Annotated in this window: 10 protein-coding genes; 2 read left to right on the forward strand and 8 right to left on the reverse strand. The window is 53.7% G+C overall.

Annotation, left to right across the window (positions count from 1 at the left end; genetic code table 11):
- Positions 1 to 19 precede the first annotated feature (19 nt).
- The 7 genes from ACVBEJ_RS09265 to ACVBEJ_RS09295 form a co-directional block, all read right to left on the reverse strand.
- Positions 20 to 733: a glutamine amidotransferase-related protein gene (locus ACVBEJ_RS09265; protein ID WP_447129348.1), complete on the reverse strand. Its 714-nt coding sequence runs from the start codon at positions 731 to 733 to the stop codon at positions 20 to 22.
- A complete protein-coding gene (locus tag ACVBEJ_RS09270) occupies positions 733 to 1,893 on the reverse strand; it encodes an iron-containing alcohol dehydrogenase (RefSeq protein WP_447129349.1) in 1,161 nt (386 codons plus the stop codon). The genes ACVBEJ_RS09265 and ACVBEJ_RS09270 overlap by 1 nt, the downstream gene beginning before the upstream one ends.
- On the reverse strand, positions 1,890 to 3,278 hold the full coding sequence (locus ACVBEJ_RS09275; RefSeq protein ID WP_447129350.1) for an aldehyde dehydrogenase family protein: 1,389 nt from the start codon (positions 3,276 to 3,278) through the stop codon (positions 1,890 to 1,892). Before ACVBEJ_RS09275 ends, ACVBEJ_RS09270 begins: the two co-directional genes overlap by 4 nt.
- 145 nt (positions 3,279 to 3,423) lie before the next feature.
- The gene (locus ACVBEJ_RS09280; protein WP_447129351.1) at positions 3,424 to 4,812 is read right to left on the reverse strand and encodes a glutamine synthetase family protein; all 1,389 of its coding nucleotides are present in this window, start codon (positions 4,810 to 4,812) and stop codon (positions 3,424 to 3,426) included.
- 10 nt (positions 4,813 to 4,822) lie between these two features.
- Complete coding sequence (locus tag ACVBEJ_RS09285) at positions 4,823 to 6,124, reverse strand: MFS transporter (RefSeq protein ID WP_447129352.1); 1,302 nt, start codon at positions 6,122 to 6,124, stop codon at positions 4,823 to 4,825.
- Between the two features lie 180 nt (positions 6,125 to 6,304).
- Positions 6,305 to 7,132, reverse strand: a complete 828-nt coding sequence (hisN, locus tag ACVBEJ_RS09290; RefSeq protein WP_447129353.1) for a histidinol-phosphatase — start codon at positions 7,130 to 7,132, stop codon at positions 6,305 to 6,307.
- Between the two features lie 302 nt (positions 7,133 to 7,434).
- Positions 7,435 to 9,900, reverse strand: a complete 2,466-nt coding sequence (locus ACVBEJ_RS09295) for a TonB-dependent receptor domain-containing protein (RefSeq protein WP_447129354.1) — start codon at positions 9,898 to 9,900, stop codon at positions 7,435 to 7,437.
- Between the two features lie 296 nt (positions 9,901 to 10,196).
- Here ACVBEJ_RS09295 and ACVBEJ_RS09300 point away from each other — a divergent pair, with 296 nt between their 5' ends.
- Both ACVBEJ_RS09300 and ACVBEJ_RS09305 read left to right on the forward strand, forming a co-directional pair.
- Complete coding sequence (locus ACVBEJ_RS09300; protein ID WP_447129355.1) at positions 10,197 to 10,958, forward strand: DeoR/GlpR family DNA-binding transcription regulator; 762 nt, start codon at positions 10,197 to 10,199, stop codon at positions 10,956 to 10,958.
- Positions 10,959 to 11,000: 42 nt separating this feature from the next.
- Complete coding sequence (locus tag ACVBEJ_RS09305; protein ID WP_447129356.1) at positions 11,001 to 12,677, forward strand: alkaline phosphatase D family protein; 1,677 nt, start codon at positions 11,001 to 11,003, stop codon at positions 12,675 to 12,677.
- A 235-nt stretch (positions 12,678 to 12,912) separates the two neighbouring features.
- Here the strand turns inward: ACVBEJ_RS09305 and ACVBEJ_RS09310 are convergent, their stop codons facing one another.
- The gene (locus ACVBEJ_RS09310) at positions 12,913 to 13,515 is read right to left on the reverse strand and encodes a peroxiredoxin C (protein WP_447129357.1); all 603 of its coding nucleotides are present in this window, start codon (positions 13,513 to 13,515) and stop codon (positions 12,913 to 12,915) included.
- Positions 13,516 to 13,864: the final 349 nt, after the last annotated feature.

Below are 13,864 nucleotides of genomic sequence, written 5' to 3' on the forward strand. Positions count from 1 at the left end.
GAACAAAATTGATCGACAATTACCGCCGAGATTGATCCTCAAAAAAATTCGCAATCCACCGCGCCATCAGCAAGTCATCCGGATCGCTGTTCAAAGATTCCCAGGCCTGCTCAATTCGCTGGGCAGGAATGCGGTCACGGCGGCATTCCATCAGGTCGCGAATGTAGTTTTTGCTGAATTCCGGGTGGCCCTGCACGCTCATCAGATGGTCGTCTACCTGAATCATGTAGTTGGGGCAGAATTCGCTGCTGGCCAGCACCTGGGCGCGTTCTGACACAACGGCAACCTGGTCTTGATGGCTGACGATTAGATCCAGGGTGGATTGTTGGGGGCTTATCCAGTTTTTGCTTTCCTGTACCTGATTAAAAGACAGGCCCACACCCCAGCCTTTGGTGGATTTTTCTACCTTGCCTCCCAGCGCTTTGGCCAGCACCTGATGGCCAAAGCAGATACCCACGTATTTGATTTTGGCGCGGTCGATATTGCGGACAAAATCCACCAATTGATCCACCCAGACCAGGCCGTCATTAACACCGTGCTGACTGCCGGTGGTGAGGTAGGCATCGCAGGCGTCCACACGCTCGGGAAACTGGCCATCCAAAACCGGGTAAATGACCCACTCCCAATCCAGGTTCAAGGGCGCAAATAACGCTTTGAACATTTCCGGGTAGTCGCCGTGGGTGCCGATCAGTTCATCGCGCACGTGGTCGCATTGCAGCAGGCCGATTTTCATCAGGACAGGTTTCCTTCCACCGCGGCCACAAAAATGGCGCTGTATTGTTCGGCGCTAAAGGCAATGGGATTGCCCCCCGCCGAGGGGTCGACAACCGCCATGGCACCGATTTCTTCAGCACGATCGGCGTGGATATCAATCTCCGCCAGACTGTGTGGAATGGCCAATTGAGTACGCATATCCAACACCCAATCCAACACCGAGTTTTCATCGCAAGGCAGCCCCAGATAGGCCGCCAATCGTTCCATGCGTTCGCCAATAACGCGGGCATTGGCCACCAATACATAGGGCATCAAAATAGCGTTCAACAAACCGTGGTGGGCGTTGTACAAAGCGCCCAAGGGATGCGCCAGTGCGTGCATGGCACCCAACCCTTTCTGAAAAGCAGTCGCCCCCATGGTGGAGGCGGTAAGCATATTCAACCGCGCTTCAAGATCGTTGCCATCGGCCACCGCGCGGGGCAAATACTCTTTCACCAGACGAATGCCTTCCAGGGCAATGCCATCGGCCATGGGGTGAAAACCGGGGGCACAGAGCGCTTCCAGATTGTGAGAGAGCGCATCCATGCCAGTGGCGGCGGTAATGTGCGGCGGCAGACCGGTAGTCAGCTCGGGATCGAGAATCACCTGCCCCGGCAACATGCGCGGGTGAAAAATGATCTTTTTAACGTGTTCGGCGGCGTTGGTAATTACCGAGGCGCGCCCCACTTCGGAGCCGGTACCCGCGGTGGTGGGCACTGCCACTACCGGCGCCACACCATCGGGATTGACCCGGGTCCAGTTGTCGCCCACATCTTCAAAATCCCACAGTGGGCGCTGCTGGCCAGACAGCAGAGCAACGGCCTTGCCTGCATCCAATGCCGAACCGCCGCCAAAGGCAATCACGCCATCGTGGTTGCCGGTGCGAAAAGCCGCCACGCCTGCATCCACATGTTCACCGGTGGGGTTGCCGGCGATGCCTGAAAACAGCGCGACACCCAGCCCGGCGCTTTCGCACAGGGCCAGTGCATCACTGATCATGGGCAACGATGCCAGACCGGGATCGGTCACCAGCAATGGTCGACTGATACCCAGGGTCTGACAAGCCTCCGGCAGCTCAGCGATGCGCCCTGCTCCGGCGCGAATGCTGTTGGGGTAGTTCCAGTTGGCTTGCTGGCTCATAGCGCCTCCTTGATATGAAAGGACTTGGGTCGGGTGAAAGCATCGAAACCCAAACTGGAAAGTGTGCAACCGCGCCCGGAATTTTTTACGCCGGTCCATGCCAAAGCCGGGTCCAGATAATCGCAGCGATTGACAAAGAAGGTGCCGGTATCCACCTGCTCACCCAATGCGGCGGCAGCTTCGGTATCGCGGCTGAAAATGGCGGCGGTAAGACCGAACTCACTGTCGTTCATCAAGCGAATGGCTTCGTCATCGCCACTGACAGCCTGAATGCCCACCACCGGGCCAAAGCTCTCTTCGGTCATTACCCGCATGTGATGGTTCACCTGAGTCAGCACCTGGGGCGCCTGATACGCGGTACCAGGCTGATGCAGAGGGAACTGCGCCGGGTCGATATGGGCCACTGCGCCTTCGGCCACAGCTTCGTCGATCTGCCCTTGAACAAAGGTCGCGGCGGAAGTGCGTACCATGGGCCCCAGAGTGGTGTTCGCATCTGTAGGGTCGCCCAGTTGGTATTGCCGGGTCAGGGCCACCACTTTTTCCACAAAGGCATCGTGCACCTGTTGATCCACGTATATACGCTCGATACCACAGCAGGACTGTCCGGAATTAAAAAAGGCACCATCCACACAGGTTTCCGCCGCGTGATCCAGATCCGCATCGGCGCGCACATAGGCCGGGTCTTTGCCGCCCAGTTCAAGGCCCACACCGATAAAACGCCCGGCGGCGGCGCGCTCTACCATCGCCCCGCCGGGCACCGAACCGGTAAAGGCAACGTAGTGAATGGCCGGGGACTGAATGAGGTTTTCCGTGGCATCGTGAGTCATATGCAGGTACTGAAAAACGCCCTCGGGGAAACCAACTGTTGCAAAGGCTTCGGCAAAACGCTCCGCGCACAGCGGTGTTTGTGAGGAGTGCTTCAACACTACAGTATTACCTGCCAGCAGCGCCGGAACGATAGCATTCACCGCCGTCAGATAGGGGTAATTCCAGGGTGCGACCACCAGCACCACGCCCAGCGGTTCGCGCTGAATGCGGCGCTGAAAGCCGGGTTTTTCAGGTAATTGAATGGGCGCAAGTGCCTGTTCTGCAATGTCGATCATATGGTTGGCGCGTTCCGCCAGGCCATCCACCTCACCGCCCGCATAGGCGATAGGTCGGCCCATTTGCAGGCTCAGTTCCTGGGCGATTTCGTCTTTTTTACTGACAAAGGCCGCGACGAACTGACGGCACAAGGCAGCGCGTTCAGCTACGGACTGTGTGCGCCAGTCCTGCTGCGCGTTTTGTGCTTTTGCCAGAGCCGCATCAATAGCGCTCTGATCGGCATAGGCCCGCTCAACACAGATGCTGCCGTCGATGGGGCTAATGGTTTTTTGTGTGCTCAATGTTCTTTATACCTTAGTTAAGTTACCAGCCAGGCTCGAGGAAAGAATGCCTGCTCTTTTCAGACCGTTGTCAGCAGGGACGCTGACACCGAGCCTACATGGATGTATTTACGGCGTGTCTGAAAAGAGCAGGCATTCTTTTCTGTTAGATTATTTCAAAGTAACGGGCCAGCTCCCAATCCGTAATATGCTGATTAAACTGCCGCTGTTCCCACTCGCGGCTGGCGGCATAATGATCCACAAAAGCATCACCAAACAACGTGCGGGCCACGTCCGATGCTTTCAGCCGCGCCGCCGCCTCACCCAATGATGTTGGCAATGCCAGGTGGTCGCCGTGCTCCTGCTCGTAGGCATTGCCGGTAATTACCGCTTCCGGTTCCAGGCCCTGCTCAATACCCATCAACCCGGCACCCAGGGCCGCTGCCAATGCGATATAGGGGTTGGCATCCGCTGAGCCCAAACGGTACTCCGTACGCTGGGATTTGGCAGAACCGGGAATTACCCGCAGTGCGGTGGTACGGTTTTCCACGCCCCAGGTGGCATGAGTGGGCGCCCAGAAACCGGGCACCAGGCGCGAATAGGCATTCACCGTCTGCGCCAGCATCGCCGCAAGCTCCGGCATGTATTTTTGCTGCCCGGCAACAAACTGACGTTGCAACGGGCTCATATTGTGCTCCCCGTCCGGGTCGTAAAACGCCGAGCCGGAACCATCAGAACGATTCAGGGAAATATGAATATGGCCACTCTGACCGGGATAATCGTTGGACCACTTGGCCATAAAGTTGGCTATCATCTGGTTGCGCTGGGCCCAGATTTTTACAAAAGTTTTAAACAGTGCGGCTTTATCCGCCGCCGCTTCTGCGCCGTCTACGGCAATGGCCGCCTCCAGCACGCCGGGGCCGGTTTCGGTGTGTAACCCTTCCAGCGGAAAGTCCATTTTTTCACAGAGATCCAGCAACTCGTGGTACAACTCGCTGTGCACCGAATTGCGCAGCACTGAATAGCCGAAAAAACCGGGGCTGATGGGTTGCAGATTGCGATAGCCTTTTTCCCGCACCGAGTCCGGGGTTTCGTTAAACATAAAAAATTCGTATTCAAAGGCGGCATTGGCGGTAAGCCCCATACCCTCGGCGCGCTTTAAAATGCGGGTCAGCAGGTTGCGGGGGCAGACGCTTTCCGCCTGGTCGGAAAACTCCGCCAGGAAGAACAACATGCCCGGCTCCATGGGCAGCTCGCGGCAGCTGTGCGGCAAAATGCGCACCGGCGCGTCCGGGTAACCGGTGTGCCAGCCGGTGTATTTTACGTCGACGTTTTCATAGAGCTGATCATTGGAATCCCAGCCCAGCACCACATCGCAAAAGGCAAAGCCTTTTTCCAGAGAGGAGAAAAATTTCTCCCGGCTCATGTATTTGCCGCGCAGAATGCCGTCGTTGTCGAACAGCCCTACTTTCACATGTTTGAGATCGCGGGCGGTGACAATGGCCTTGGCATCGTCGATGCTGGCCACAGCCCGGGGGTCAATTGCAGTTGTCATTTCATTTTCCTCAATTCGATGTGGTGGGCACCCGGTTCCACATGAATGCCAGTATCAATGCGCCCAGCAGGTTAACACCGGCAAAGCCATAAAACAGGGTTGTAGCGTCCAGATAGCCCGGCAACACACCGCCGAATACCGCGCCTACCGAGCCCAGGCCGTTAATCAGCCCCGCCGCTGTGCCCGCACCTTTTGCGGTGCCAAAATCGATAGCGGCTGAACCGGAAATCATGGAGTCCGGGCCGTAAAGTGTCAGGCCTATCAGAAAGAAAACCACCAACACCCCAATTACACCCAGATGTTCCGCCGCCGGAATAAAGCACAGCAACGCCAGGGTACAAAACATCAGGCTGATGGCGCAGGGGGGCATGCGGCGGGCCTGGAAAAACCGGTCAGAAATAAAGCCAATCAATATGGGGCCGGCTACACCCGCCAGCTCAAACGCGATAGGCACTGTGGCAGCAGTGAGTTTGCTGACACCTTCGACCTGCTCCATAACCAGGAACGGTCCCCACAACAAAATGGCGTAGCGGGCGGGCTTTAGCAGAAAGTAAACCGCGCCAAGCAGCAAGACAGTTTTATTGGACAACACTTCAAAAATAACGCTGCCGCTGGACTGGCCCTGAGCTTCACCCTCGCACTTGTCGCCCAGTTTGGTTACCGGGGCTTGTTCGCCGTGATATTCCTCGACAGAACACAGACCAACATCCTGGGGGCGGTTGCGCTGAAAAATCAGCACCAGTAACCAGATAACTGCCAGATAAGTGGCCGGGGCGATAAAAGCGTAGCGCCAGTCATTAAAAAACTCGTAGGCCCACCAAGCCGCAAAGGGGGAAGCCAACAGACCACCCACCGCATAGTTGGTACTCCAGAAACCCATAATTCGCCCCCGCTCGCGGCGGGAGAAAAAATGGGACATGTTTTTGCAGCAGGTTGACCAGCCGGTAGATTGCGCCAACCCCTGCAAGGCGCTGACGGTGACAAATATCAACAGCGAGGGAAATAGCCCCATAACAAAGGCGGCACCGACACTGAGCAACAGCCCGCCCAACAGTACCCGGCGGGTACCCAGCCGATCCGCCAGCATCCCCCAGGCAAACTGACCAATGGCATAGGCCGCCAGGTAAACACCGTCCACATTGGCCAGCATTTCTTTGCTGATACCAAGAGCCGGATCGTCAAAAATACCGATTTTGGCAACGGCAAAGGCTTTGCGGGTGAAATAGAAAGACGCGTAGGCCAGCCAGGTAATAGTAAAAATACGCCAGCGCCAATATTCGTAACGGGGATTTTTTGTGACTGTATTTACCACAGAAAATAAGACTCAAGTAATCAACAATTTTCGTAACTATTCAGCTCACGCGCCAAATCGCGCATGGCGGTGTTAAAAATTGATCATTTACACGTGTAAACTCACAATTTTTGCCTTGCCCTGCACGATTTGGCACGCAATCTGAACAGTTACAAGGCATGCTGAATAGTTACCAATTTTCTACTGCAACGTCGCCAATGCCTGTTTGTGCAACACCGGGTTAGCCGCCGCCAGTATGCGGCCGCCATCTATGGCTGGCTTGCCTTCCCAGTTGGTGACTACGCCACCGGCACCCTCCACAATAGGGATCAGTGCATTGATGTCGTAGGGCTGTAACCCCCCTTCCACCACCAGGTCGATGTGACCGGCGGCCAGCATGCAATAGGAATAGCAATCGCCGCCAAAGCGCCTTAGCTGGCAAACATTGGCCACCTGTTTAAAACGCCGGTAATCGTCATTGCTCTCAAACATGTCCGGGTCGGTACTGTAGATCACCGCCTCAGCCAGCGTTTGCGTGTTGCGACATTCCAGTCGAGTGCGACTGTCGGTTAACCGGCAATCCAGCCAGGTTGATTTGCGATCGGAGATAAAAGTTTCCCCGGTAAACGGCTGATGCATGATTCCGCCAACGCAGCGGTTGTTGACCACCAATCCCAGCAGTATTCCCCAGGTTGGAAAACCGCTGATAAAAGAGCGTGTTCCATCGATAGGGTCAATCACCCAGCGACATTGATCGCCGCCCTGGTCGCCACCGGTAAAACCGTCTTCTTCCCCTACAATTTCGAATCCGGGAGTGGCACTGGACAGACGTTTACGAATAAAGGCTTCGACTTCTTTGTCGGCACGGGTAACCGGATCAAAGTCGCCATCGGTTTCCTTGTTCACCACATTCAATGGCATTCTGAAGTAACGGATGGCAATTTTTCCGGCTTCTTTGATAATTTTTTCAGCCAGTGTCAGATATTCGCTTATATCAGCCTGGACGTGTTTTGTTTGTTGTACAGCCATGCTGATCCCCTGGGAAATTTCAAACACTATTGATGTGCGTAACTTCTATGAACGCCAACAACACACCGGGATAGAGCACAATAAGTCTTGGCAGTAATTTCCCAACATCAAAACAGAAAATCACCACACCTCAAATGGTAAAAAAACGCACCGACCCGGTCAGGAGCCGGTGCGCAAGATCAACATCCAGAGGGAAGGGATGCTATTCACCTTATTAACCCGGCTGCGCCAGCGGCGGCACATCCCTGTGCCGCATTATTAAACGCTACCTATAAGGTTGCCGGTTTAATAACGGGAATGGATCAAAAGTTTGCGCTAAAGGTAAATGATACGGTGCGAGGGGAACCAAGGAAGTAGCTGCCTCCACTGGCACCATCATTACTGGACAAGTAATCTTCGTCCAAAAGGTTGTTGATATTAAGACCGGCGGTAAAGTTTTCGAATCCGATCAGCCCTTCTGAAAATGAATAACGCACACTTAAATGCATCAAATCGTAATCCGGAATACTTTCAGAGTTTGCAAAGTTGCCAGGACGATCTTTGATGGATTCAAAGTCCAGATTGGCGGTAATCGGGTTGCCGTTGTGCTCACCTTTCCACTTCAGGGTAGTACGGAAAATTCCTTCGGGAACACCCACCAGTGGGTTGCCGGCAATCACATCACCATCGGTCTCGGTGTACTCGGTGTCCAGTGAGGAGAACGAGAAATCCACGCTCAGGAAATCCGCAACATCCACATAGCCGCCAACTTCAAAACCATCCGCGTCCACGCCGCCGATATTAATCAGGTTGGAGGTATTACTCAGGAAGCGGTCGGGAACAACTTCACTACCCAGCTCACCAATACGGTTTTCAAATTCTGAGGTAAACGCTGTAGCTGTAACACCAAAGCCGCTACCAAACCAGCGAACACCAATATCGAAGTTATCGGACAATTCCGGATCAAGAGCAGCGGTGGTACCACCATTAAGGGCATCTGCCGGAATCCAGCGCATGTTTTTGGAGTAGCTACCAAACACCTCTACGCCTTCGTCGATGCGATACAGCAGACTCAGCTTGGGCAACAACTCGTCACTTTCGTGGCCACGGGTTGCTCCTGTATCTGAACGATCATTGGGTCCCAGACTGGAGCTGAAATCTGTCTCAATACGGTGCCACACCAGGCCAGCATCCACTTTGAATTGCTCGTCGGCACCAAAGACGATGGAATCACCCACATGCACACGGGTAGTGGTGTTCTGGTAATTACGCTGGAAGTCGATGAAATAGGCATTTCGATCGAACGCAATACTGGTGAAATCACCATTACCACCTTGTGGGCGCAAGATTTCATACCATTCGCGATCGTTGTCACGGTCTTCCTTTTCGATCCACAGGCCAGCACTCAAGGTGTGGTTGCCAAAAGGCTGTTCATAGGCGAACGTGGCACCAAAGCGGTTATTTTTAAACAGCGACAAACGGCGGCTCCACTGGCGGATATTGGCGCCAGTCTCGTCGTGCACGCTGTCAGCCGGGCAAACAAAACCGGGGTCGATGGCCAGTCTTGAGGTACCGCCAGAATAACGACCGGTCAGGCAAGGCAGCGCCGACAAGTCCTGACGGGCATCGCCCAGATCCACAAAACCGCCATTGGCGCCACGCAGGAACTGGTTTTCGAAATACTCGCGAGAATCGCGACCGACGATTGAACCGGTGGGCGTGCCGTCACTGGTAAACAGTTCATAACCGGGGGCAAAGCTGCCGTTGCCGGTTTGGTTGTGCACGTAAGGCGCTACCCGGAAGAAACCGCCGTCTTCAAAGTTTTTGGTAAATTCCACATAGGTCAGGTTATCTTTTCGATCCCCGGCGGAGCTGGGTCGATAGTTGGAATCCACATCCGGGTTGCCGGTGATAATGTCTGTATAGCCATCGTTGTCCGGGTCTTGTGCAAACTGGGCCAGAGATACGGAATCGTAGTCGTCCTCTTTACGGTCGTTCAACGAAACACGGCCCGTCACAGTCCAGCCGGAATCAAAATCCTTGACGATTTTTGCTTCCAGGTGCTGACGAGTAAATTCACCGGATTGTTGGGCAATCCAGGTGTTAAGGAAGGTGTCGGAAAAGCTGATATAAGCCCTGGCGCCATCGGCAAATTCACCGGTATCGTAACGATAAAAACCACGGCGAAGATTAAAATCGCCGGTGGTGAAACTGACATGAGCACCGGAGTCTTCACTGGGGTTGCGGGTCAGATAACGCACTGTGCCACCCAGTGCTTCATTAGAGGCGCTACCCAGGTCCGCCGCATTCTGAGCCACTGCTACACCGCGAACATTCTCTGCCTCGGTAAAGCGGTTGGGCTTGGCTCCACCGCCATAACGGGAGTTGCCGTTGGGGACATTGTCAATCATGTAACCAATCTGGGAATCATTACGCAGGTTGGACATGCCGCGAATATACACCCGGGTTGACCAGTCGTTGCCACCAATGGCATCACCTTGGGAGATATGTACGCCGGGCACCTTCTTCAACAGGTTGAGCACATCACCGGCGGGTATTTCTGTTTCAATCTTGTCCAGGGTTATTTGCGCTACGGCACGGCTTTCCCCCAAGCCGTACTGACGACCGCGAACGGTAATTTCTTCAGAGACATCCGTATTGCTTGCGTCATCACTATCCACTTTGTCTGCATCTGCTGCTTGAACAGCAATCGCCGACACCGCCATACCCGCTGCCAGAATACTTCTGATGCAATGGTTCAAGTAATTGGTTTTCTTTACAAAGTTCATAACTAGCCTCCTCAATAGACATGTATATGCTCGTTTGCCGCACTTAAAAACTCCCCAGCAGTGGGCAGACAGTAGCAACTGGGTTACATCTATACTATTCACAAAATGTGACAAAAATATTTATTTATTTGGACTTATTTTGATATAAACTCAAATCAAAGCCCGAAAACAATAAAACACAACAAAATAACCAAGTCAATAAATTATTATCAAGAATATTATCATTGAAATAATTATTCCATTTTTAAGGAAAACTGCAAGAACTGGAATGACACAGAGCAACAAGGGGAACCGCCATGTCACTGAACATTCGCCAAAAAAGCATTCTGGACCAGTTAACTGCCAGCACTCACTGCTCAATCAGCGAATTGGCGCAGAACTTTCAGGTAACCGAGGAGACTATCCGGCGAGACGTGCGCCAGATGGAAGAAAAAAACCTGGTACAAAAATTCCATGGCGGTGTGCGCCTGCCGGAGCACAACGCCGAAGGCAGCTTTTATCAACGTCTGAAAGACGGTGAAGCCATCAAACACCAGATTGGGCAACAGGTTGCGGCCCTTATTCCCAACGACATCTCCGTCTTTATCGACAGCGGCAGCACCTCGTACTATGCCGCAAAATGGCTTCGCAACCACAAGGGACTTTCTGTTATTACCAACTCTCTTGAAGTCGCCCAGGAATTGAAAGGCCAGGATATGCGCATATTCCTGGCCGGCGGAGAACTGGATGCCAGTTATGGGGCCTTCTTCGGTTCTGCCACATTGGAATTTGTTCGCCAGTTTCGGCCGGACTTCGCCATTATGTCCATTACCTCTATCAGCTCCCAAGGCGATTTCAGTGACACCTATTTGCCGGAAACGGAATTTAAACAAGCCGTTCTCCCGCTGGCGGATAAAGTAATTATGGCCGCCGATGCAGGCAAGTTTGACCAGAGCGGCCTGATGGTAACCGCAACACCCAAACAGGTGGATTACCTGGTAACCAATAAGCGGCCTCGACAAGAACTGGCGAAAACCATTGAAAGCGTGGAGATTATTGTCGCCACGCCAATGAATTGACCGATTTCCATCTTATTAGCCCTTTAGCGCAGGTAACCAACAATGAAACACACCTTCTCCAGACGCCACTTTCTACGTGCCGCAGCAACCACCGGTGTTGCCCTGTCAGGGTGGAGCAGCCAGGTAATGGCAGCACTGGCCGAACCCGATCGGCGAGGCATGTTTACACACGGGGTGGCCAGTGGCGACCCCACTGACAGCAGCGTTATTATCTGGACCAGAGTGTCCGCGCCAGGCAAGCCCGTTGTATCCTGGGAGGTCGCCAGTGACAGCGGATTCCAGCGGGTAATACAGCGAGGCAACCTGGTAACTGACGCCAGCCGCGACCACACCGTAAAAGTCGATGTACAAAAGCTGCAGCCCGGGAGCACCTATTACTACCGCTTTCTCTGTAATGGCGTGATGTCAGAACCCGGCCGTACCCGCACACTGCCAACCGGCTCGCTGGCCAAACTGACCCTGGCTGTGGCATCCTGCTCAAACTTCCCCTACGGTTATTTCAACGCCTATGAAGTGATTGCTGCTGACCCGGATGTGGATTTTGTCCTTCATCTGGGAGATTACATTTACGAGTACGGCCCGGAAAAAACCTCCAGCGCCAAAAGCGGCAAAGAGCTGGGACGGGAGCACATACCGTCTCACGAAATTGTCACGCTGCAAGACTATCGCCTCAGGCATGGCCAATACAAAGCCGACAGTGGCTCGCGCCTGATGCACGCATCCCATCCCTTAATCGCCACATGGGACGACCATGAAAGCGCCAACGACCCATACATGCACGGCGCGCAAAACCACCAACCCGATAGCGAAGGCAGCTGGGCTGACAGACGCGAGGCTTCGGTGCGTGCCTACTACGAGTGGATGCCCATTCGGGAACCGGTTGCGGGAATGCAGCGGGAACAGCTGTGGCGTCACTTTTCCTTTGGCGACCTGGCATCATTAACCACGTTGGAAACCCGTCACACAGGCCGCGACAAGCAAATCAATTACAAAGACCACCTGCCAAATATCCAAAGCCGCCAGCAGCGGGATGAGTTTTTGCAAAATGTTCTCGGCGATCAACAACGCAATATGCTGTCGCCACAAATGGAGCAGTTTTTTACGGACAGCCTGGCTCGCTCTGTGGAGCAACAACAGCCTTGGAAGCTCATCGGCAACCAGATTCCCATGGCCCGTACTCACCTGCCCAAAATGCGCGGCAAAATCCCCGGCACCGAAAAACTGTCGCCCAAAGCATTGAAGAGTCTGAGCTACTATCTGGATGTGGGCGACCACGAATTACCGCTATTTCTGGACACCTGGGACGGCTACCCCGCCGCTCGCGAACGCCTTTATCAGCTGGCGCAACAACAGGGAGTTTCCGACATGCTGGTACTCACCGGCGACAGCCACAGTTTTTGGGCCAACGCTCTTTTTGATGCCCAGGGGCAATCAATGGGCGTGGAACTGGGCGCCCCCGGCATTACCTCAAGGGGCGACTTTGAACCCTTTGGCCCGGAAGCAGCCAGCACAATGGACCGGATGGTGGCGCAGCACAACAAAGAAATACTGTGGACCGACTGCCTGCACCGGGGGTTCGTCAAACTGATGCTGACCAGGGAGCGGGCCCATGTGGATTTTGTTACGGTGGATACCGTAAAAAGCAAAACATTCAGCCCTGGAATTTTGAAATCAACAACCATTGTCCGTAAAGATAATCATCTGCACTACAGCGACTGATGTTGGCGCCCGGCTGGTGGATTACGCTTTCGGCTAATCCACCCTACACGCCGTCTTTGACGGTGGCGGCCTCGTTATTTGATACTGTCGAGCAGTTCTGTGGTAACTGGCTCTACCTGAACATCATCCATTAACCGCCCGAACGCTATTGCATAAATTACTTATATACCTTTTCCAATGAAAAAAAACCGGGCCCTGCAAAAGGCCCGGTTTTTTATACGGAAAGCCGCGTGATTTACAGCTTGTCGGCATTCTCGCTCAGGTAAGCGGCAACGCCTTCGCCGGAGGCGGTCATGCCGGCATCACCTTCGCTCCAACCAGCGGGGCAGACTTCGCCGTGCTCCTGGTGGAAGTTGAGGGCGTCGACCATACGCAGCATTTCGTCCACGTTGCGACCCAGCGGCAGGTCGTTAACTACCTGGTGGCGAACCACGCCGTCTTCGTCGATCAGGAAGGAACCGCGGAAGGCAACACCTGCATCGGCTTCGACATCGTAAGCCTGACAAATTTCGTGTTTTACATCTGCCACCAGTGCGTATTTTACCGGGCCGATACCACCGTCATTTACGGCGGTGTTACGCCAGGCGTTGTGGCTGAACTGGGAGTCGATGGAAACACCGATCACTTCAACGCCGCGCTTCTGGAATTCCTCGTAGCGGTGATCGAAGGCGATCAGCTCGGAGGGGCATACGAAAGTAAAATCCAGTGGGTAAAAGAAGATTACCGCCTTCTTGCCCTTGATGGATTCTGCCAGGTTGTAATCACCAACAATTTCGCCATTGCCCAGTACGGCAGCTGCGGTAAAGTCCGGTGCTTGTTTGCCTACTAAAACGCCCATTTGCTTCTCCTTTGATAAATTGATGAATCAAAAACTAAATATGTGCTGGCCCGACCAGGCCAACGTTATGTTCGGTTTAAGTAATAAATTTTACGCAAACCTTTTATAAAATCTCATTAATTAATGCTATTAGTGCAATAGGCTGCCTGCCGTCATCGCGAGCGCAGCGAAGCAATCTCCACCCGTTTATCGCCGCACTCACAAAGTCCTCTGCCAATTTGGTCGAGATTGCCGCGTCGCCTTCTTTTACAAGAATTCTCCTCGCAATGACGGGCTGTTTTTACCCTCGTCATTGCGAGCGCAGCGAAGCAATCTCCTGAATACGGAGTAGTTGATTGAAGGTCACTGC

The sequence above is a fragment of the Porticoccus sp. GXU_MW_L64 genome, from assembly GCF_052983295.1.